Origin of the sequence: Marinobacter lipolyticus, assembly GCF_018424605.1 — a bacterium.
GTDB classification, from domain to species: domain Bacteria; phylum Pseudomonadota; class Gammaproteobacteria; order Pseudomonadales; family Oleiphilaceae; genus Marinobacter; species Marinobacter lipolyticus_B.
This window is the reverse complement of record NZ_QTKT01000002.1, coordinates 70,520-90,018: the sequence shown is the minus strand read 5'-3', so window position 1 is coordinate 90,018 and position 19,499 is coordinate 70,520. Positions and strand designations below refer to the sequence as shown.

Annotated in this window: 20 protein-coding genes; 7 read left to right on the top strand and 13 right to left on the bottom strand. The window is 59.9% G+C overall.

What is annotated here, in order from left to right:
- Window positions 1–17: 17 nt before the first annotated feature.
- The 4 genes from DYI22_RS02820 to DYI22_RS02805 all read left to right on the top strand — a co-directional run bounded on the left by DYI22_RS02820 (window position 18) and on the right by DYI22_RS02805 (window position 2,567).
- Window positions 18–272, top strand: a complete 255-nt coding sequence (locus DYI22_RS02820) for a succinate dehydrogenase assembly factor 2 (protein ID WP_213476523.1) — start codon at window positions 18–20, stop codon at window positions 270–272.
- A gap of 46 nt (window positions 273–318) precedes the next feature.
- Window positions 319–606 carry a hypothetical protein gene (locus DYI22_RS02815; protein ID WP_213476522.1) on the top strand — a complete coding sequence of 96 codons (288 nt, stop codon included), beginning with the start codon at window positions 319–321 and terminating at the stop codon, window positions 604–606.
- A 14-nt stretch (window positions 607–620) separates the two neighbouring features.
- Entirely contained in the window at window positions 621–1,616 is a 996-nt protein-coding gene (locus DYI22_RS02810; RefSeq protein ID WP_213476521.1) for a YgfZ/GcvT domain-containing protein, read from the top strand.
- A gap of 117 nt (window positions 1,617–1,733) precedes the next feature.
- Window positions 1,734–2,567, top strand: a complete 834-nt coding sequence (locus tag DYI22_RS02805; protein WP_213476520.1) for an HDOD domain-containing protein — start codon at window positions 1,734–1,736, stop codon at window positions 2,565–2,567.
- Between the two features lie 141 nt (window positions 2,568–2,708).
- Here DYI22_RS02805 and ung read toward each other — a convergent pair whose 3' ends face one another.
- The 13 genes from ung to ffh all read right to left on the bottom strand — a co-directional run bounded on the left by ung (window position 2,709) and on the right by ffh (window position 16,413).
- Window positions 2,709–3,452 (bottom strand): uracil-DNA glycosylase, encoded by a 744-nt coding sequence (ung, locus tag DYI22_RS02800; RefSeq protein WP_213476519.1) that lies wholly within the window; start codon window positions 3,450–3,452, stop codon window positions 2,709–2,711.
- Between the two features lie 4 nt (window positions 3,453–3,456).
- Window positions 3,457–4,989 (bottom strand): lysine--tRNA ligase, encoded by a 1,533-nt coding sequence (gene lysS / locus DYI22_RS02795; RefSeq protein ID WP_213476518.1) that lies wholly within the window; start codon window positions 4,987–4,989, stop codon window positions 3,457–3,459.
- 53 nt (window positions 4,990–5,042) lie between these two features.
- Window positions 5,043–6,138, bottom strand: a protein-coding gene (prfB, locus tag DYI22_RS02790) for a peptide chain release factor 2 (protein WP_213476517.1) whose coding sequence is annotated in 2 segments (ribosomal slippage) — window positions 5,043–6,065 and window positions 6,067–6,138 — 1,095 coding nt in all. Because the reading frame shifts where the segments join, the coding sequence is not laid out codon by codon here.
- A gap of 303 nt (window positions 6,139–6,441) precedes the next feature.
- Window positions 6,442–8,178 carry a single-stranded-DNA-specific exonuclease RecJ gene (gene recJ / locus DYI22_RS02785; protein WP_213476516.1) on the bottom strand — a complete coding sequence of 579 codons (1,737 nt, stop codon included), beginning with the start codon at window positions 8,176–8,178 and terminating at the stop codon, window positions 6,442–6,444.
- Between the two features lie 6 nt (window positions 8,179–8,184).
- Window positions 8,185–9,585: a threonine synthase gene (thrC, locus tag DYI22_RS02780; RefSeq protein WP_213476515.1), complete on the bottom strand. Its 1,401-nt coding sequence runs from the start codon at window positions 9,583–9,585 to the stop codon at window positions 8,185–8,187.
- 11 nt (window positions 9,586–9,596) lie between these two features.
- Window positions 9,597–10,898, bottom strand: coding sequence for a homoserine dehydrogenase (locus DYI22_RS02775; RefSeq protein WP_213476514.1), 1,302 nt, complete (start codon window positions 10,896–10,898; stop codon window positions 9,597–9,599).
- Between the two features lie 101 nt (window positions 10,899–10,999).
- On the bottom strand, window positions 11,000–11,746 hold the full coding sequence (locus tag DYI22_RS02770; RefSeq protein ID WP_213476513.1) for a DsbC family protein: 747 nt from the start codon (window positions 11,744–11,746) through the stop codon (window positions 11,000–11,002).
- 135 nt (window positions 11,747–11,881) lie between these two features.
- Window positions 11,882–12,814 (bottom strand): site-specific tyrosine recombinase XerD, encoded by a 933-nt coding sequence (gene xerD, locus DYI22_RS02765; RefSeq protein WP_213476512.1) that lies wholly within the window; start codon window positions 12,812–12,814, stop codon window positions 11,882–11,884.
- Between the two features lie 110 nt (window positions 12,815–12,924).
- On the bottom strand, window positions 12,925–13,281 hold the full coding sequence (gene rplS, locus DYI22_RS02760; RefSeq protein WP_127330945.1) for a 50S ribosomal protein L19: 357 nt from the start codon (window positions 13,279–13,281) through the stop codon (window positions 12,925–12,927).
- Between the two features lie 24 nt (window positions 13,282–13,305).
- The gene (gene trmD / locus DYI22_RS02755; protein WP_213476511.1) at window positions 13,306–14,064 is read right to left on the bottom strand and encodes a tRNA (guanosine(37)-N1)-methyltransferase TrmD; all 759 of its coding nucleotides are present in this window, start codon (window positions 14,062–14,064) and stop codon (window positions 13,306–13,308) included.
- A 3-nt stretch (window positions 14,065–14,067) separates the two neighbouring features.
- A complete protein-coding gene (gene rimM, locus DYI22_RS02750) occupies window positions 14,068–14,595 on the bottom strand; it encodes a ribosome maturation factor RimM (RefSeq protein ID WP_213476510.1) in 528 nt (175 codons plus the stop codon).
- A gap of 26 nt (window positions 14,596–14,621) precedes the next feature.
- Window positions 14,622–14,861 carry a 30S ribosomal protein S16 gene (rpsP, locus tag DYI22_RS02745; RefSeq protein WP_213476509.1) on the bottom strand — a complete coding sequence of 80 codons (240 nt, stop codon included), beginning with the start codon at window positions 14,859–14,861 and terminating at the stop codon, window positions 14,622–14,624.
- 163 nt (window positions 14,862–15,024) lie between these two features.
- The gene (ffh, locus tag DYI22_RS02740) at window positions 15,025–16,413 is read right to left on the bottom strand and encodes a signal recognition particle protein (protein ID WP_213476508.1); all 1,389 of its coding nucleotides are present in this window, start codon (window positions 16,411–16,413) and stop codon (window positions 15,025–15,027) included.
- A gap of 178 nt (window positions 16,414–16,591) precedes the next feature.
- Between ffh and DYI22_RS02735 the strand changes: the two genes are divergently transcribed.
- The 3 genes from DYI22_RS02735 to DYI22_RS02725 all read left to right on the top strand — a co-directional run bounded on the left by DYI22_RS02735 (window position 16,592) and on the right by DYI22_RS02725 (window position 19,410).
- A complete protein-coding gene (locus DYI22_RS02735) occupies window positions 16,592–17,392 on the top strand; it encodes a cytochrome C assembly family protein (protein WP_213476507.1) in 801 nt (266 codons plus the stop codon).
- Complete coding sequence (locus DYI22_RS02730) at window positions 17,389–18,666, top strand: HlyC/CorC family transporter (RefSeq protein WP_213476506.1); 1,278 nt, start codon at window positions 17,389–17,391, stop codon at window positions 18,664–18,666. Before DYI22_RS02735 ends, DYI22_RS02730 begins: the two co-directional genes overlap by 4 nt.
- Window positions 18,667–18,807: 141 nt before the next feature.
- The gene (locus DYI22_RS02725; protein WP_213476505.1) at window positions 18,808–19,410 is read left to right on the top strand and encodes a Yip1 family protein; all 603 of its coding nucleotides are present in this window, start codon (window positions 18,808–18,810) and stop codon (window positions 19,408–19,410) included.
- Window positions 19,411–19,499 lie beyond the last annotated feature (89 nt).

Sequence of the window (19,499 nt, the reverse complement as noted above, 5' to 3'; positions counted from 1 at the left end):
GCGGAACGAGAAACCGTATGCCCGAGAACACAGAATACAAACGCCTGTGGTGGCACAGCCGCCGCGGAATGCTGGAGCTGGATGTACTGCTGGTTCCGTTCGTCGAAGAGGTCTATCGTGACCTGCCGGCTGACGATCAGGCGCGTTATGAGAAATTACTGTCCTGCGAAGACACCGACATGTTCGAGTGGTTCATGCAGCGGAGCCGGCCCGAAGATCCGGATCTGCAACGCATCGTGGATATGATCATCAACCGTGTCCAGCCGGATTGACGCCCTTATTTACCCCAGGTGCTCCGGACGCTGGGGCAATCATGTTTTGCGCGCCTGCAACAGGGTTCGCCGGCTGACCGTTGAGCATGGCCAGCTATACGCGACCATCGACGGCGCCGAGCCGGTTCCCGTCAATGTGGCCGCCGAAAGCCGAATTGGTCGCCGGCTCACCCTCTTGAAAATTCGCGCAGCGGACACCAGAACACCTACGCGTCTGGTGATTCTGGCCGACCTCGGCCCCGGGCTCCGCAATATCCTGCCCGACGATTTTCGTCGACTCCGGATGTGGCTGAGACTTGGTCATCCCAGTTGTTCATCCGCCAGCACCATCTGAACCGGGAGTGTTCAATGACAGATTCCGCCACCCCCCATGCCAGCCAGCCTCTGCCCGCGTCCGCCTGGACGGTTGCCGGAAACCAGAAGGTTATCCGCATCGCCGGCGCCGGCACCGACAAGTTCCTCCAGGGTCAGTTCAGCCAGAACCTCGCTGATGTCACGGCCACCTTCTCGCCCCGCGCGGCAGCCTCGACTCCCAAAGGCCGGGCCTACTGCCTGACCCGCCTGGTTCGTGACGGTGACGATGTGCTGATGACCGTGCCCGAAGCCCTGCTGGATGACATCACCGCCCAGCTGCGCAAATACCTGATGCTGTTCCGTGGCACCTCCATGGCGGTACTCGACGATGCCCGCGTGATAGGCATCCTGGGCGAGGACCTGGCGGAACGCCTGGGTGCTGACGTCAGCGCACTGTCCGATGCCGGCGCGAGCATAATGCTGGACCAGCACCACCTGATCCGCACCGAAAGCACAGCGGAAGGCCAGCCTCGGTACGAACTCTGGCAGATCGGCGAACTGCCCCACGCTGTCGCACAGGTACTCTCCGCTGACTGCCAGACAACCCCGACCGACTGGCTCGCCGCCGAGATTGCCGCGGGGATCGCCAGCCTGACGCCGGAGACCACCGGGGCCTATGTTCCCCAGATGCTGAACTGGCAACACGTCGGCGGCATTCACTTCCGAAAGGGCTGCTACACCGGGCAGGAGGTGATTGCGCGGATGCATTTCCTAGGCCAGCTCAAGAAAAGCCTGTTCCGTTACGCCACCGGGAAAGTGACCACAGCCCCCGACCCGGGCACAGCCATCGTTTCCGGCGACAAGCCGGTCGGCGAGATAGTCAACAGCGTGCGCCTGGCCGACGGCACCAGCCAGTGCCTGGCGGTGGTCCGTCATACGGCGGCGAACTCAGCACTGCACCTTCAGAGCTCACCGGAAGAGCCGCTCCATCGTCTTGCACTGCCCTATGCGGTGCCGGAGCAGGACAGCGCAGCCGATTCAGATACATAAGTTGACAGGCATTTGACCGAGTTTTTGCTATAAAGTACTTCATATATCTGAATATTTTCGTGCCTGCCCGGCGTCCATGCGGGCAGCAGCAATCAAAACGACGGACCTCATCTGACCATGTCGAATATTGTTGAAACCATCAAGAACGACCTTATCAGCGCCATCGACAACGACAAGCTGGTGCTCCCCACATTGCCCGAGGTAGCTCTGCAGGTGCGGGACATTGCGGAGTCCGAGGACTCCGCCATCATGGATCTGGTCAAAGTGATCAGCAACGACACGGCGCTGTCCGCCCGCATCATTCGCGTCTGCAACAGCCCGCTGTTCCGCGGCAGCCGCGCCATTGAGAACCTCAACATGGCGGTCAGCCGGCTGGGCATGGCCTATACCAGCAATCTGGCCATGGGGCTGGCGATGGAACAGATGTTCCAGGCCACCTCTGACATGATCGACAAGCGTCTGCGTGCGACCTGGCAGACCAGTACGGAAGTGGCCGGCGTTTGCCATGTACTGGCCCAGCATTACACCCGGCTGAAACCGGATCAGGCGACACTCGCCGGCCTGGTTCATCTGATCGGCGTGCTGCCAATCCTGCGTTATGTGGAAGACCAGGACATTCAGATCAGCAGCATCATGCTGGATAATGTCATTGACGAGCTGCACCCTCGCCTGGGTGCGGAAATCCTCAAGAAGTGGGATTTCCCGAAAGAGCTGCAGAACGTGCCACTGGAGTACACCAGCTTCCAGCGCGAGGTACCGGCTGCGGACTTTGCGGATCTGGTCACGGTGGCCAACCTGCAACTGGTTGCCGGATCTGATCATCCGTGGACGGAAATGGACTGGAATACCGTGACGGCGTTCGGGCGGCTGGGCATTGATCCCAATTCCGACATGAGCGAGGAAGAGGATCTGAACGCCCAGATGGAAGCGGCCATGGCTTTGCTCAAATAGCTCCAGGCGCCTTGCTCACTCTGGAGTGGGCCGCTCCAGCGAGTGGCCCGGGCTCCCCAAAACACGCTGTAAATACGTCCCTGTACGCTCGGCTCCGCCATCCATGGCTCCGCACGGTTTTTGGTAGCCCGGGCCACTCGCTTACGCTCGCGACTCTCGGTGATAGCGCTCCAGAAGTTTGGCCTTTGAGGGTAGCGACCAATCTACAGGCGCCAAACCTTCCTGTTTAAGCCAGTCGTTCGCTCTCGAGAAATGCTTACAGCCGAAGAAACCCCGGTAGGCGCTCAACGGTGATGGATGCGGACCTTCCAGCACGTGATGACGGCTGCGGTCGATGTGCCGGCCTTTCTTTTTCGCGTAACTGCCCCAGAGCAGAAACACCACGCCCTGCCGTTCCCGGTTGATGGTTTCGATGACCCTGTCGGTAAACGTCTCCCAGCCCTTGCCCTGATGAGCACCCGCCTGCCCCTGTACCACGGTCAGCACGCTATTGAGCAGTAACACGCCCTGCTCAGCCCATGGCTGCAGGCAGCCATGATCCGGTGGTTCAACCCCCAGATCCTCGCGGATTTCCTTGAAGATATTCACCAGTGACGGGGGTGGGGGTACGTCCGGTCGGACGGAGAAACACAGGCCGTGGGCCTGGCCGGGGCCGTGGTAGGGGTCCTGGCCGAGGATCACCACGCGGACCTGATCCAGCGGCGTGCTGTTGAGGGCGTTGAAGCAGTGGTGGCTGGCCGGAAACAGGGTCTTGCCGGCCTGCTCTTCATCGGCCAGAAATTCCGCCAGCTGCTGCATGTAGGGCTGGCGGAATTCGGCGTTCAGGTGTTCACTCCAGCCCCGGTCGGGCCTCAGCTGGCTGGCCAGTACCTCCACCGGGTGCATGGGATTACTCCTCGTCTTTGCGGGCTTCAGCCTTGTGTTCCGGGCGCATGGCCGGGAACAGGATGACATCGCGGATCGACGGCGAGTTGGTCAGCAACATGGCCAGGCGGTCGATACCAATGCCCTCACCGGCGGTCGGCGGCAGGCCGTATTCCAGGGCCATGACATAGTCTTCGTCATAGAACATAGCTTCGTCGTCGCCGGCGTCCTTTTCGGCAACCTGGGCCTGGAAACGCTCGGCCTGATCTTCCGCGTCGTTCAGCTCCGAGAAGCCGTTGGCGATCTCGCGGCCGCCTACAAAGAATTCGAAACGCTCGGTGACGAACGGATCACTGTCTTTGCAGCGTGCCAGGGGCGACACTTCTTTCGGGTACTCGGTGATGAAGGTCGGCTGCATCAGGCGATGCTCCGCCGTCGCTTCGAAGATCTCGATCTGCACCTTGCCGAGTCCCCAGCCTTCCTTGAGGTGGATGCCAAGGTCTTTCGCCACCTGACGGGCGCTGGCATCATCCGCCAGCTGCGCGGCGGTGATGTCCGGGTTGTAGCGCAGGATCGCGTCCACCACGCTCAGGCGCTCGAACGGCTTACCGAAATCGTATTCAATGACTTCCTCTTCACCGCCCTTGAGCGTGCGCGTGTTCACCACCGTGGTGGTGCCCAGCACTTTCTGGGTAATGGTGCGCAGCATGTCTTCAGTGAGGTCCATCAGGTCGTTGTAATCCGCGTAGGCCTGATAGAACTCCACCATGGTGAATTCGGGATTATGACGGGTTGAGAGCCCTTCATTGCGGAAGTTGCGGTTGATCTCGAACACCCGCTCGAAGCCACCCACCACCAGTCGCTTGAGGAACAGCTCCGGGGCAATGCGCAGGTACATGTCGATACCGAGGGCGTTGTGGTGAGTCACGAACGGTCGCGCCGTGGCGCCGCCGGGGATCACCTGCAGCATCGGGGTTTCCACTTCCATGAAATCCCGGTCGGTAAAGTACTGACGCATGGTGCTGATGATTTTCGAACGCGCATGGAACACACGGCGGCTGTCTTCGTTCACCATCAGGTCAACGTAGCGGTGACGGTAACGGGCTTCGGTATCCGTCAGGCCCTTGTGCTTCTCCGGCAGCGGCCGCAGCGATTTGGTGAGCAGGGTGTACTCGTCCATGCTCACGTACAGATCGCCCTTGCCAGACTTGCACAGAACGCCGCGCACACCCACGATGTCGCCCAGGTCCCAGTGCTTGGTGTCTTTCTGGACATCCTTGGAGGCATAGATCTGAATGCGCCCGGTCATGTCCTGAACCACTTTGAACGCCTTGCGATCCAGCATCATGCGGCCGGCAATGGCCACGGTGATGCCCATTTCCGCCAGCTCTTCCTTGGTTTTGTCACCGTATTTCGCCAGCAGCTCGGCGGCGGTGGCGTCGCGACGGAAGTCATTGGGAAAGGCGTTGCCCTGCTCGCGCATCTCTGACAGCTTGGCGCGGCGCTCGGCAATCAGCTTGTTATCCTCTGGCTGTGCATTCGGGGTGTGATCGGTCATGTTGGCTCGCAAAAATCGGGAATTGTCCGGGTTAGCGTGGCGATGGCGCTGGTTTACAGCGCCATCTTCAGGCTGGCTTCGATGAACTTGTCGACATCACCGTCCAGCACCGACTGGGTATTGCTGGTTTCAACCTTGGTGCGCAGATCCTTGATGCGGCTGTCGTCCAGCACGTAGGAGCGGATCTGGCTGCCCCAGCCGATGTCGGCCTTGGCATCTTCGGCTTTCTGCTTTTCAGCGTTGCGCTCCTGCATCTCACGCTCGAACAGCTTGGCCTTGAGCTGTTTCATCGCCTGATCTTTGTTCTGATGCTGGCTGCGGCCAGCCTGGCAGGCCACCACGATCCCGGTGGGGTTATGGGTCAGACGCACGGCGGATTCGGTCCGGTTAACGTGCTGACCACCGGCACCGGAGGCGCGGTACACGTCCACACGCAGGTCCGCCGGGTTGATTTCGATCTCAAAGCTGTCGTCCACCTCCGGTGACACAAACACCGAGGAGAATGAGGTGTGGCGACGGTTGCCCGAATCAAACGGTGACTTGCGGACCAACCGGTGAACACCGGTCTCGGTGCGCAACCAGCCGTACGCGTAGTCGCCCTGGATGTGAACGGTGGCACTTTTGATGCCGGCCACTTCACCTTCCTGCAACTCGACGATTTCCGCCTTGAATCCACGACGTTCCGCCCAGCGCAGGTACATGCGCAGCAGCATGTTGCCCCAGTCCTGGGCTTCGGTTCCGCCGGAACCGGCCTGGATATCGAGGTAGGCGTTGTTGGCGTCCATTTCGCCGGAGAACATGCGCCGGAACTCGAGCTTCTCCAGTTCCTTGTCGAGGCCTTCCAGATCGGCTTCGATTTCACCCACGGTGCCTTCGTCCTCTTCCTCGGCCGCTATTTCCAGCAGGCCCTCGGCGTCTTCCAGGCCGGAGGTGAGGTTGTCGATGGTGCGTACGATCAGTTCGAGGTCCGAGCGTTCCTTGCCCAAGGCCTGAGCACGCTCGGGATCGTCCCACACGGTGGGCATTTCCAGTTCCCGTTCTACTTCGACCAGCCGTTCGCTACGCTGATCGTAGTCAAAGATACCCCCTGAGCGCTTCAGTGCGCTCACGAAGGTCTTTAATCTTCGTCACAATGGGATTGATTTCCATGAAACCCTTACTCGCTCTTGAAAATGGAGAGTAAAAACAGAGGCGGAATTCTACCGGAATTCTGATTGTAAATCAGCCTGTGGGATGGGCTTGTTTTGTGCGGGTCGGTCGGTGGGGGGGCTGGTTCCGGTGTGGGGGTCGCTTTTCTTTCGGGAAAAGAACTCGCTGCGCTCAGACACCTTTGTCCCTGCAGAAAAGCGACCTCCACACCGAAACCGGCAGACATGAGTGCCATCCCGCTCCGGGCCAGCCCGTAGGTCGGATTAGAGGCAGCGCCTCCTAATCCGACAAATCTTCGGCTAATCAGGAGGTCAGCGGTTCCAGATAATCCACCAGCAACTGCAGATTCGTGCGGCCACGGAAGGTATTGGAGTCCGGCTTGTACACCACCCTTGCGCCGGTTCGGGTGTAGTCCGGCACTTCCGGGCCGGTGTTGAAGGCGATGCCATCAACAATGCCGTTGCCATCCGCGGGCTGGAGCACCAGTTTCAGGTGGTTTTCGCCGACGATGCGCTGGCTGACGACGCGGAATTCGCCATCAAACAGCGGTTCCGGGAAATGCTGCCCCCAGGGGCCGGCTCGTTTAAGCAGGGTGGCGGTGTCAAGGCTCAGCTCCTCGGTGGTCAGCGGGCCGTCGGTGACGATGGCGGCTTCCAGATCTTCCGCGGTGAGGGTATCCCGTACGGCTTTGTCGAAAGCCTCGCAGAAAGTGTTCAGGTCTACCTTCGCCAGGGTCATACCGGCGGCCATGGCGTGGCCGCCGTATTTTTTCATCAGGCCCGGGTGCCGCGCATCCACGACCGCCAGGGCATCGCGAATATGCAGGCCGGGAATGGAACGGGCGGAGCCCTTGATGTCTTCGCCGTTATCGTCGGCGGCAAACGCCACCGTCGGGCGATGGGTCTGCTCACGAATGCGGGCGGCGAGGATGCCGATCACCCCCTGATGCCAGTCGGGGTCGAACAGCGCCAACCCCCAGGGCAATCCATCCACACCCAGGGACATGGACGCCAGCAGGTCCTGGGCCTGGGCTTTCATGTCCTTTTCGATGGTGCGGCGCTCGCGGTTGAAGGTGTCCAGCTCTTGCGCCAGGCGGCGGGCTTCGTCCGGGCTGTCGGCCAACAGGCAGGCGATGCCGATGCTCATGTCGTCGAGACGACCGGCGGCGTTGAGGCGCGGTCCAACCACGAAGCCAAGATCGGTGGAGCTGATGGCGGTGTGGTCGCGACCCGCAACTTCCAGCAGCGCCAGAATGCCCGGGCGCGCCTCCCCCTGGCGAATGCGGCGCAGCCCCTGTTCCACAAAGATACGGTTGTTGTGATCCAGCGGCACCACGTCGGCAACGGTGCCCAGCGCCACCAGGTCCAGCAGGGTACCGAGGTTGGGTTGCGGTTCCGGCAGCCTGCCCTGTTCCCTCAGGTGCTTTCGCAGCGCGGTAAGCACATAGAACATCACGCCGACACCGGCGGCATGTTTACTGAGGAACGGGCAACCCGGCTGATTCGGGTTCACAATGGCGTCTGCCTCCGGCAGGGTTTCGCCCGCCAGGTGGTGGTCGGTGATGACGACACGAACACCCAGCTCTTTCGCAGCCCGGACGCCCTCGATGGCGGAGATGCCATTGTCGACAGTCACCAACAGATCCGGCAACTCGCCTTCTTCCCTCAGGCGATGAATGATACCGGGGGTGAGACCGTAGCCGTCCGCAAAGCGGCTCGGCACGCGAAAGTCGACGCTCTGCAGGCCAAGCATGGACAGACCCAGCATGGCCACAGCCGTACTGGTGGCGCCATCGGCATCAAAATCCCCGAGGATCATCACCGATTGCTGAGCAGCGATGGCCTCCGACAGCAGCTCCACGGCACGATCAATTCCGCGCAACTCCAGCGGCGAGGCCAGATGCTTCAGGGTATAACTCAGCTGTTCATCAGAAGTGATGCCACGGGCCGCGTACAGACGGCGAAGCAAAGGCGGCAGATTGTGCCCCCAGCCATGGGTGACTTCGGGCCGGGGGCGACGCAGGATCGTTTTTGAGGGCATACCGGGTCAGGTATTCTTCCAGTTCTGGGCGATGAATTCCTGGACACCCGCGATGTTGTTATCCAGCACCGTGTATCGTTCCTCCCGCTCGAACAGATCCGCCATATGGGCCGGCAGTTCGGGTTTCACCGTCAGCCCGGCTTCGGCGATCGCATCCGGGAACTTTGCCGGGTGGGCAGTGCCCAGAGTGATCATCGGCACGGTCTTGTCACGGCGACAGTTACGTGCCGCCTTCACGCCAATAGCGGTGTGGGGATCGAGCAGATATTCGTTGCGATCGAAGATCTCGCGAATGGTATCGCACGTTGCCTTATCGTCCACCGCATCGCTGTCAAACAGCTTGCGGGCGTGGCGCCAGCGATAGTCTTCAATGCTGACCGGGCCTTTGGCGGCATTCTCCAGCAGCAACTTGACCGCGGCGCCATCGCGACCGTGCAGGTCGAACAACAGGCGCTCGAAATTGCTCGATACCATGATGTCCATGCTCGGCGACAGGGTATGCTCAAGCTGGTGCTGCTCGTATTTGTTACCGCTCATAAAGCGGTGAAGAATGTCGTTTCGGTTGGTCGCGATGACCAGCTGGGAGATCGGCAGCCCCATTTTCTTGGCCAGATAACCGGCGAAAATGTCGCCGAAATTACCGGTGGGGACCGAAAACGCCATGCTGCGATCGGGGCCGCCCAGCGCCAGCGACGCCTGGAAGTAATAGACAATCTGGGCCATGATCCGCGCCCAGTTGATGGAGTTCACCGCTGCCAGCTGGGTCTTGCCACCCAGGAAAGACTGGTTGCCGAAGCTCTCCTTCACCATGCGCTGGCAGTCGTCGAAATTGCCGCGAACCGCAATATTGTGAATATTGTCACCCTTGACCGTGGTCATCTGGCGACGCTGAACCTCGGACACCCGCTCGTGGGGGTGGAGGATGAAGATATCCACATGCTCACACCGACGGCAGCCTTCGATGGCCGCGGAACCGGTATCGCCGGAGGTGGCCCCCATGATGACCACATGCTGCTTGCGTTTCTCCAGCACGTAATCCAGCAGGCGGCCCAGCAGCTGCAGCGCGAAATCCTTGAACGCCAGGGTCGGGCCACGGAACAGCTCCATCACCCACTCATTGGCGTCGAGCTGTACCAGCGGCGCCACCGCCTGGTGGGCAAACACGCTGTAGGTTTCATCCAGCATGGCGCGGAAGTCGTCCGCCGGAATGGCATCATCCACAAACGGATGCATGACATTGAACGCCAGCTCGCTGTAGGACAGGCCGCGCCAGCTACGAATTTCCTCCAGACTGAAGTGCGGCAGCGACTCGGGCACATACAGCCCTCCGTCGGTGGCCAGCCCGGTTAGCAGAACATCCTCAAAGCCCAGTGCGGGTGCTTCGCCCCGCGTACTGATGTATCTCACGTGCGTACCTGTCAGTTGAAGTTTTCAGCGCGGATGCGAACAACCTTACCGTCGATATCCGTCAGAGCCTCAAGCTCTTCAATGGCGCGATTCACCTGACGCTCCTGAACGGTGTGGGTCAGGATGATCACAGGAATGCGGCCATCCTGAAGCTCCGACTCCTTCTGCATGATCGACTCGATGTTGATGCCATGCTCGCTGAGAATCGATGCCACTTTCGCCAGCACGCCGGGGCGATCAAGGGCGGTGATGCGCAGGTAGTAGGCTGACTGGATGTCCTCCATGGACAGCACACCCAGCTCTTCCAGCGCCGACGGGTCAAACCCGAGATAGGGCACCCGCTGGCTGCTCTGGGCCGCCACGGAACGCGCCACATCGACGATATCCGCAATCACCGCTGACGCGGTGGCCTCGTCTCCGGCGCCCGGACCGTAGTACATGGTCTGGCCGACCGCATCGCCATCGACCAATACCGCATTGAGCACGCCATCCACCTGCGCAATCAGGTGGCTTCTGGGAACCAGGGTCGGATGCACTCGCAGCTCGATGCCGTCATCGCGGCGACGGGCAATGCCCAGGTGCTTGATGCGATAACCCAGCAACTCGGCGTGGGCGATGTCATAGGGGGTGATCTCGGAAATTCCTTCGGTGTAGGCTTTCTCGAACTGCAGCGGCACGCCAAAACCGGCGGACGCCAGAATGGTCAGCTTGTGGGCCGCATCGATCCCCTCGACGTCGAAGGTGGGATCCGCCTCGGCGTACCCCAGATCCTGGGCTTCCTTGAGCACCTCCGCGAATTCGCGGCCAGCGCGCATTTCGGTGAGGATGTAATTACCAGTGCCGTTGATGATCCCGGCGATCCAGTCAATGCGGTTGGCCGCCATGCCCTCGCGTACCGCCTTGATGACCGGGATGCCACCGGCCACGCCGGCCTCGTAGGCCACGATCACGCCCGCTTTCTCGGCCGCTTCGAAAATCTCGTTGCCATGAACGGCAATCAGCGCCTTGTTGGCCGTCACTACGTGCTTGCCATTGCGGATCGCCGCAAGGACCAGTTCGCGGGCGGTCTCATAGCCGCCAATCAGTTCCACCACGACCTCAATGGCGGGATCGTTGACCACGTCAAAAATGTCGGTACTGAACGGTGTATCCCCCAGATCAATATCATCACGACGGGTCCGGCTGGCAACCCGACTGATCCGGATGTTGCAACCGGCACGACCGGCAATGAGAGTGGCATTGCGGGTCAGTACGTTGAACGTACCGCCGCCGACGGTTCCCAATCCGCAGATTCCGACACTGACGTCTTTCAAACTTTCACCTCTGATCCCGCTGGGGGTGCTGATGGGTTTTCATGGGCTTGTCTCAAGGGGGCATAGTATACCGGTTAAGGGCACACTGAATAAGCCCCGAATCACAGTACGCCGAGTCCCTCTGCGAGCTGTTTCGCAGGAACGTAACCACGCACCATATTGCCGTCTTCGAGAACGATGGCGGGGGTTCCGGTTACCCCTACCTGCCCACCGAGATTGTACTGGGCCTGAACCGGGTTTTCGCAACTCTCGGCCTCGACAGCCTTGCCCGCCTTGGCATCGTCCATTGCCGCCTGCTGATCGTCGCTGCACCACACAGAGACGTACTTTCTGAACGACGGGGTGTCAGGGCCAGAACGCGGGAAACCATAGTAGTGCACGGTGATGCCGTAACTATTCAGCTCCGGCACCTCGTCGTGCATTTTCCGGCAGTAGGGACAGTCGATGTCCGTGAACACCGCGATTTCGGCTTTTTCGTCGCCATCCGCGGGAAAAGTGATCACACCATCACTACCGAAGGCAGCCATCTGCTTCTGGCGCCGGGTTGCGCGATTGCGCTCGGACACGTTGGCTATACCGTTTTCGGTAATCTGCAGCAAATCACCGGTCAACAGGTAACGGCCGTCTTTGGTGGTATAGATGGTATCGCCATTGTTGCTCTCGACTTCGTACAGCCCGGGCGCCTCGGACTCGCGAACCTCCGTCACCCGAAGGCCGGGTACCGCCCTGGTCAACTGCGCGGCGATCCGCTCCTCGGTTTCGCCCGCGGAGGCGGTCTGAGCGCCGGTCAGCCCCGCCATCAGCAGGAAAACGGCCAGGGTCGATCTGATCTGAATCTTGGCAAACATAGTGACTTCCACTCCCGGTTATCGTGTGCGCCGCCTCAACATACCCGGCGCCTTGATCAATCTACTGCGACACGCCGGCGACGCTAAAGTTCAGCCACGGTGACAGGCGCCTTACCTTACCCGAAAAGCCCCCGCTCAGCCACGGGGATGATGAGCCTGATGCAGTGCCTGCAGGCGCTGACGGGCCACGTGGGTGTAGATCTGGGTGGTCGACAGATCCGCGTGCCCCAGCAGCATCTGGACCACTCGCAGATCCGCACCGTGGTTCAGCAGGTGCGTGGCAAAGGCATGTCGCAGGGTATGGGGCGACAGATGCTTGCGAATGCCGGTGCGCAGGGCGTAGTGACGAATCCGGTGCCAGAAGGTCTGGCGCGTCATCGCCACCGGGCGGCTGCCGGGAAACAGCGCATCCGAGGGATGCCCCTTCAGCAGCTCACCACGAGCCTCCTTCATGTACCGCATCAGCCAGTCGATTGCTTCCTCGCCGAGCGGCACCAGCCGCTCCTTGCCGCCCTTACCGGTAATCCGCACCACCCCCTGGCGCAGATTCACCTGATCAACCCGCAACTCGGTCAGTTCGGAGACCCGCAAACCGCACCCGTAAAGAATCTCCATCATCGCCTTGTCCCGAAGCTCGATGGGTACGCCGGGGTCGGGCTCCGCCAGCAATGATTCCACGTCCTGCTCGGTCAGCGAATCCGGCAAGCGGCGCGGCAGCCGCGGGCTTTCAATCTGCAGGGTGGGATCTTCACTGATTACGCCCTCCCGGAGCAGAAAGCGATAGAAACGTCGCAGCCCGGACAGCCGGCGCGCGGCCGTGGAGGTCTTGAGCCCTTCCGCCAGCCCGCGAGAGATCCACGCCAGCAAATCAACCCGACGCACCGCTGTCAGCAGCGGCCGCCCTGGCTGCCCCATCAGCCACACGGCCAGCCTTTCCAGGTCACTGCGGTAGGCCATGCGGGTTTTCTCACCCAGACCGTCCTCCAGCCAGATAGCGTCGGTGAAACGACCGATGACCTCCTCATCGTCGGGGCGGAGTTCGGGGCGGGATCTGCGCTTCACTGCCATGGGAACAAGCCTGGATATCTGTGGAACGGCGGAAGAGTTATATCAGCCACAAACGAAAAAGGCAGCCGATGGCTGCCTTTTTCTCAAGCTCTCTGTCCAGCGATAGCTGATCAGCCCAGCTTTTCCTTGATACGAGCTGCCTTACCAGACAGGTCGCGCAGGTAGTAAAGCTTGGCCTGACGCACGTCACCACGACGCTTCACACTGATGCTGTCGATCAGCTTGGAGTGAGTCTGGAAAGTACGCTCAACGCCCACGCCGTAAGAGATCTTACGCACGGTGAACGAGGAGTTCATGCCACGGTTGCGCTTACCAATAACAACGCCTTCGAACGCCTGCAGACGCTCACGGTTGCCTTCAGTTACACGAACCTGAATAACCACGGTGTCACCCGGCGCGAACGCAGGGATTTCCTTGGTCATCTGTTCTGCTTCAAGTTGACTGATGATGTTGTTCTTGCCGCTCATCGTATGCTCCTGATACCCAATCTTTTAATGCCCTGATGATTCAGAGGCACCCGGTTCGTTCAAAATTTCTTCCAGCAGCTCACGCTCTTCGTCCGTAAACACCCGCTGCTCGAGCAGGTCGGGGCGTCGCTCCCGGGTTCGCCTCAGCGACTGCTTCAGTCGCCAACGCCGGATCTGATCATGGTGACCGCCTAACAATACATCCGGCACCGCCTGACCTTCGTAAACCTCGGGCCGGGTGTAGTGCGGACAATCCAGCAAACCGTCAGCGAAGGAATCCTGCTCCGCCGACTGCGCATGACCCAGCGCTCCGGGGATGAGGCGTGTAACCGCATCAATAACAGCCATGGCTGCCAGTTCGCCGCCGGACAGAACAAAGTCACCCAGCGACACTTCCCTATCGACTTCCGCCGATATCAGGCGTTCATCGACACCCTCGTATCGACCCGCGACCAGAATCAGGTTCTCTTCCGCCGCAAGCGACTCTACAACCGTCTGGTTAAGGGTCTCGCCCTGGGGCGAAAGGTACACCACACAGGCGTTGCCGGGTGCCGCTTCCCGCGCCGCATGGATGGCATCCCGCAGCGGCTGAATCTTCATCAGCATGCCGGGACCACCGCCATAGGGCCGGTCGTCAACCGTGCGGTGCCGGTCATGGGTGAATTCCCGGGGGTTCCAGCTCCTGAAGGTCAAAAGACCGTCACGAACCGCCCTACCGGTGATGCCATAGTCGGTTACCGCACCAAACATTTCCGGGAACAGACTGACTGCGCCAATCCACACCCGTCAGAACTCCGGGTCCCAGTCGACAATCATGCGTTGCCCGGCCAGATCCACTTCCCGAACCACCTGGTCCGGAAGATAAGGAATCAGCCGTTCGCGCTGGTCGATGGAAGCCGCGCTGGACTTCACCACCAGAACATCGTTTGAGCCTGTCTCGATCAGATGATGCACCGCACCCAGGCATTCGCCTTCGACGGTGAAAACCTCGAGCCCCTCCAACTGATGCCAGTAAAACTCCCCTTCGGGTAGCGCCGGCAACTCAGCAATAGGCACCCTGATTTCCGCGCCACAGTAACTGTGGGCCACATCACGATCGTTGATACCCTTCAGCCTGACGACGATCCCCTGCCCTTGGCGGCGACCCTCTTCAAGCGTGACGGGAATCCGCTTACCGTCCAGATCCAGCGTCCAGTCCCGGTAATTGAGAATTCCTTCTCTGGGGTCGGTGAACGAGAAGACTTTCAGCCAACCCTTGACCCCAAACACCGAGGTTATCCGGCCAATCACAGTTTCCTGCGAACGCTGCGTCATGCCTTTAACCCCGGAATAATACGAACTTACTCAGCGCCTTTCAGCAGCTGGGCAACGCGATCGCTGGTCTGTGCCCCCTGGCCCAGCCAGAATTCGACGCGCTCACGATCAACACGCAGACGCTCTTCCTGACCACGGGCGATCGGGTTGAAGAAACCAACACGCTCAATAAAACGACCGTCGCGGGATTTGCGGCTGTCGGTGACTGCAAGGTGATAGAACGGGCGCTTCTTGGAGCCGCCGCGAGCCAAACGGATTGTTACCATTTAACCAATATCCTGTTCTGTTGTACGAACTTTGTACGATTCACACCGCCCGGAAAGCGGCCGGCGTGAAGACCCATACTCGAAAGGGGCGCTATTCTATGCTAATTAAGCGCCAAAGAAAACAGGGAAACTCAGTGAAACCCGGTTTTCTGTGTACGGCTTTCTACATACGGCCAAACGGCGGCATACCACCGCCTCCGCCCCCTGGCGGCATCATCCCGCCGAGGCCGCGCATCATGTTGGCCATACCGCCTTTCTTGCCGAATTTCTTCATCATCTTCTGCATCTGCTTGTGCTGCTTGAGCAGGCGATTCACGTCCTGGATCTGGGTGCCCGACCCCGTTGCGATGCGGCGCTTGCGGGAATTATTGATCACATCCGGGTACCGGCGTTCTTTCGGGGTCATCGAGCAGATGATCGCCTCCATCTGGCCCATGGACTTGTCATTGACCTGCTGCTGGGCCATCTGGGCCATCTGCCCCATGCCTGGCAACTTGTCCATCAGACCGGCAACGCCGCCCATGCTTTTCATCTGCTGCAACTGATCGCGAAAATCCTCCAGGTCAAACCCCTTGCCCTTCTTGATTTTCTTGGTCAGCTTCTGGGCTTTCTTCTGGTCAAGCTTGCGCTCTGCTTCCTCTATAAGGGAGAGCACATCGCCCATGCCGAGAATCCGCGAAGCGACCCGATCCGGGTGGAAGGGCTCAAGCGCGTCGGACTTCTCGCCCACGCCAAGGAACTTGATCGGCTTCCCGGTGATATGACGAACGGACAGCGCTGCACCACCACGGGCATCGCCATCGGTCTTGGTCAGCACCACGCCGGTCAGCGGCAGGGCGTCATTGAACGCCTTGGCGGTGTTCGCCGCATCCTGACCGGTCATCGCATCGACCACAAAGAGTGTCTCAACGGGATTCACCGCCTTGTGAAGGCGCCCGATCTCACCCATCATCTGCTCGTCGACATGCAGACGGCCCGCGGTATCCAGAATCACCACATCGATGTGCTTTTTACGCGCCGCCGCAATCGCGCCCTCGGCGATGTCGACCGGGTCCTGGTCCGAGCTGCTCGGGAAGAACTCGACGCCGACCTCGCCAGCCAGCGTTTCCAGCTGGCGGATCGCCGCCGGACGGTAGATGTCGGCACTGACCACCATGACAGTCTTCTTGTGGCGCTCTTTCAGCAACCGCGACAGCTTGGCCACGGTGGTGGTTTTACCCGCCCCCTGCAAGCCGGCCATCATGATCACCGCCGGCGGCTGCACAGCCAGATTGAGGGACTCGTTGCCCTCACCCATGACCCGCTCAAGTTCCTGCTGGACAACTTTTACGAACACCTGGCCAGGGGTCAGGCTGCGCTGCACCTCCTGACCTACGGCGCGCTGACGAACACCTTCAATAAAGGCTTTGACCACAGGCAGGGCAACGTCCGCCTCCAGCAATGCCATCCGCACTTCGCGCAGCGTGTCCTTTATATTGTCGTCGGTAAGCCGCGCCTGCCCGGAAATTTTGCGCAGGCTACCGGAAAGTCGGTCTTGGAGGTTTTCAAACATGTTGCTCTTCCGTACCCCGGATAAATTGAGTGCACAAACCACGAAGCCGGGACCGGCTCCTTGATTCCTGTTGCATAATCGCGACATTATAACCAGACTATCGCCCTGAAACGACCAACCCGGTCAAATCGGTGACCAGAAGCACCGATCCCCAGTCAGACAGTGGTTAAAGGAAGTCATGGGAACGCTGATTCTCGCGGTCACCTCTCTTTTTCTGTACAGCATCGGTACCGCCCTGCAGGCCCTCAGTTTCAGAGGACGGGTACACACGAATCTGGCCATTACCACACTGATCGGCGTTCTTGCCCTGACCAGCCACGGCCTGCTGATTGCGCAAACCGTGCACCACCACGGCGGATTCGACTTCGGATTCTTCCAGAGCTCGGTACTGATCTCATGGCTGATCGTGTTTCTGCTGATCGGTCTCAACCTGCGCAAACCGGTCCAGACCCTGTTCCTCGGAGCCTACCCGCTCGCGGCACTGGCGATTATCATGTCGCTGGTGACGCACTCGCCGTCGCGGGTCGTTGCCGAAGACAGCTACGGCATGCTCTCACACATTGCGTTATCGGTAACAGCCTACAGCCTGTTCACCCTGGCGGCGATCCAGGCAACCCTGTTTTACTTCCAGAACCGGCAACTCAAACGCAATTACAACAGCGCACTGGTCCGCAACCTGCCACCACTGCAAACGATGGAATCACTGCTGTTCGAGATGGTCTGGGCTGGCGTGGTCATGCTGGTACTGGCCATTGTGACCGGCGCCCTGTTTATCGAGGACCTGTTCGCTCAGGACCTGGCTCACAAGACGCTGTTTTCCCTGCTCTCCCTGGTGGTCTTTGTGGCATTGCTGGTCGGTCGTTACACCAAGGGCTGGCGCGGCATTACCGCCAGTCGCTGGACCCTTGCAGGCTGCGTGCTGCTGATGCTGGCGTTCTACGGCAGCAAATTTGTACTGGAGCTGGTATTTCATAGATGAATGAAACATCCCTGACCGTTCTTGGCAGTGTTCTGATCGGCCTTATCGTGCTATCCGCGTTTTTCTCCAGCTCCGAAACCGGCATGATGTCTCTGAACCGGTATCGCCTCAAGCATATGGCGAAGACCGGCCATAGGGGCGCCAAGCGCGCCCAGGGGCTGCTGCAGCGAACCGATCAGCTGATCGGCGTGATCCTGATCGGCAACAACTTCGTCAACATTCTTGCCTCCTCAATTGCCACCGTTATCGCCATCCGCATCTGGGGCGATGCCGGCATTGCCATTGCCACACTGCTGCTCACGCTGGTCATCCTCATTTTTGCCGAAGTGACCCCCAAAACGCTGGCCGCACTGTTCCCGGAGAAAATCGCGTTTCCGGCCAGCCACATCCTCGGCCCGCTGCTGAAGATCCTGTACCCGCTGGTGTGGGCGGTGAACCTGTTCACCGGTGCCATCCTGAAAGTGCTGGGCATATCACCGGATGACGTTGCCAACGACCACCTCAGCCGTGAGGAACTGCGCACGGTGGTCAACGAGGCCGGCGCACTGATCCCGGCCAAGCACAAAGACATGCTGGTCGGCATTCTCGATCTGGAGAGCGTTACGGTTAACGACATCATGGTGCCACGCAATGACGTGGTGGGCATCGACCTCGACGACGACCTCGACACCATATTGCGGCAGCTTCGCAGCAGCCAGCACACCCGCCTGCCGGTCTTCAAGGGCGACATCAACAACATCCAGGGGATCCTGCATCTGCGCAGCGCCTCCAAGCTGCTCCTCCAGGAAGAGATCAACAAAGCAATGATCATGCAGCTGTGCCAGGAGCCCTACTTCGTTCCCGAGAGCACGCCGCTGAACACCCAGCTACTGAACTTCCAGAAAGGCAAACGCCGTTTCGGCGTGGTGGTGGACGAATACGGCGATGTGCTGGGCCTGGCCACCCTGGAGGACATCCTCGAGGAAATCGTCGGCGAGTTCACCACCGACTACGCGGCCACCAGCCCAGACATAATTCCGCAGGATAACGGCACCTTCATCATCGACGGCGCCACCGCGCTGCGGACCATCAACAAAACGCTGGGATGGAAAATGCCCACCGATGGCCCGAAAACCCTCAACGGTCTGATCACCGAAACCCTCGAGAACATCCCTGAAACCAACGTGTGCCTGAAGGTGGGCGAGCACCGCATCGAGGTGCTCCAGATCAAGGACAACGTGGTCAAAGCCGCCATTGTCCACCCCGGCCGCCGCAAGAAGCGAGGACGACTGTAACTGGCCGCCTGTTATAGATAATTTGGTTATAGCCAAAACCGGGTTAGAAGATCAAAGTTTAACCAGCTCCTTGACCGCCACCGCCATTCCACCAAGACTGAATGGGCGTGCGACATAACAACAATCACAAGGAGTCTGTCCATGAGCCTGACACATACCGTTGGTCTGCTCACTCATCCTGACCGTGAATGGGAAGCCATTCGCCGGGATTCCGAATCCGTCAGCAAACTCTACATCGGTCATATCCTGATTCTTGCACTGATACCGGCCGTTGCGGGGTTTGTCGGCACCACCCAGGTTGGCTGGCAAATTGGCGACGGCGCCGTCACTCGCCTTACGGTATCCAGCGGACTGCAACTGTCTGCACTGTTCTACGCCGCCATGCTCTCCGGCATCTACGTGCTGGGTAAGTTCATCGATTTTTTCGCAGCCACCTACGAAGTCAAGGATCGCACCCCCAGGGGAGTGACGCTGGCCGCGTACACCGCAACCCCCATGTTTTTGCTCGGAGTGATTGCGGCCTACCCCAACATCTGGGTCAACATGGCAGTCGGCCTGGTTGCCGTCGCCTATGCGGTTTACCTGCTCTATGAAGGCCTGCCGATTCTGATGAAGATTCCCGAGGACCGGGGTTTCATGTTTGCCTCCTCGGTGCTCACCGTCGGCCTGGTGATGCTCGTGGCGCTGCTTGCCATCAGCGTAGTGATCTGGAGCGTTGGCATAGGGCCAGTCTACGTAAGCTGACGGCCCAGACCAACGATCTGCGCCGCCAGGTAATAAACGGGGCACCCTGAGGGGTGCCCCGAAATTTTTGTGCAACGTGTTTCTGTTAT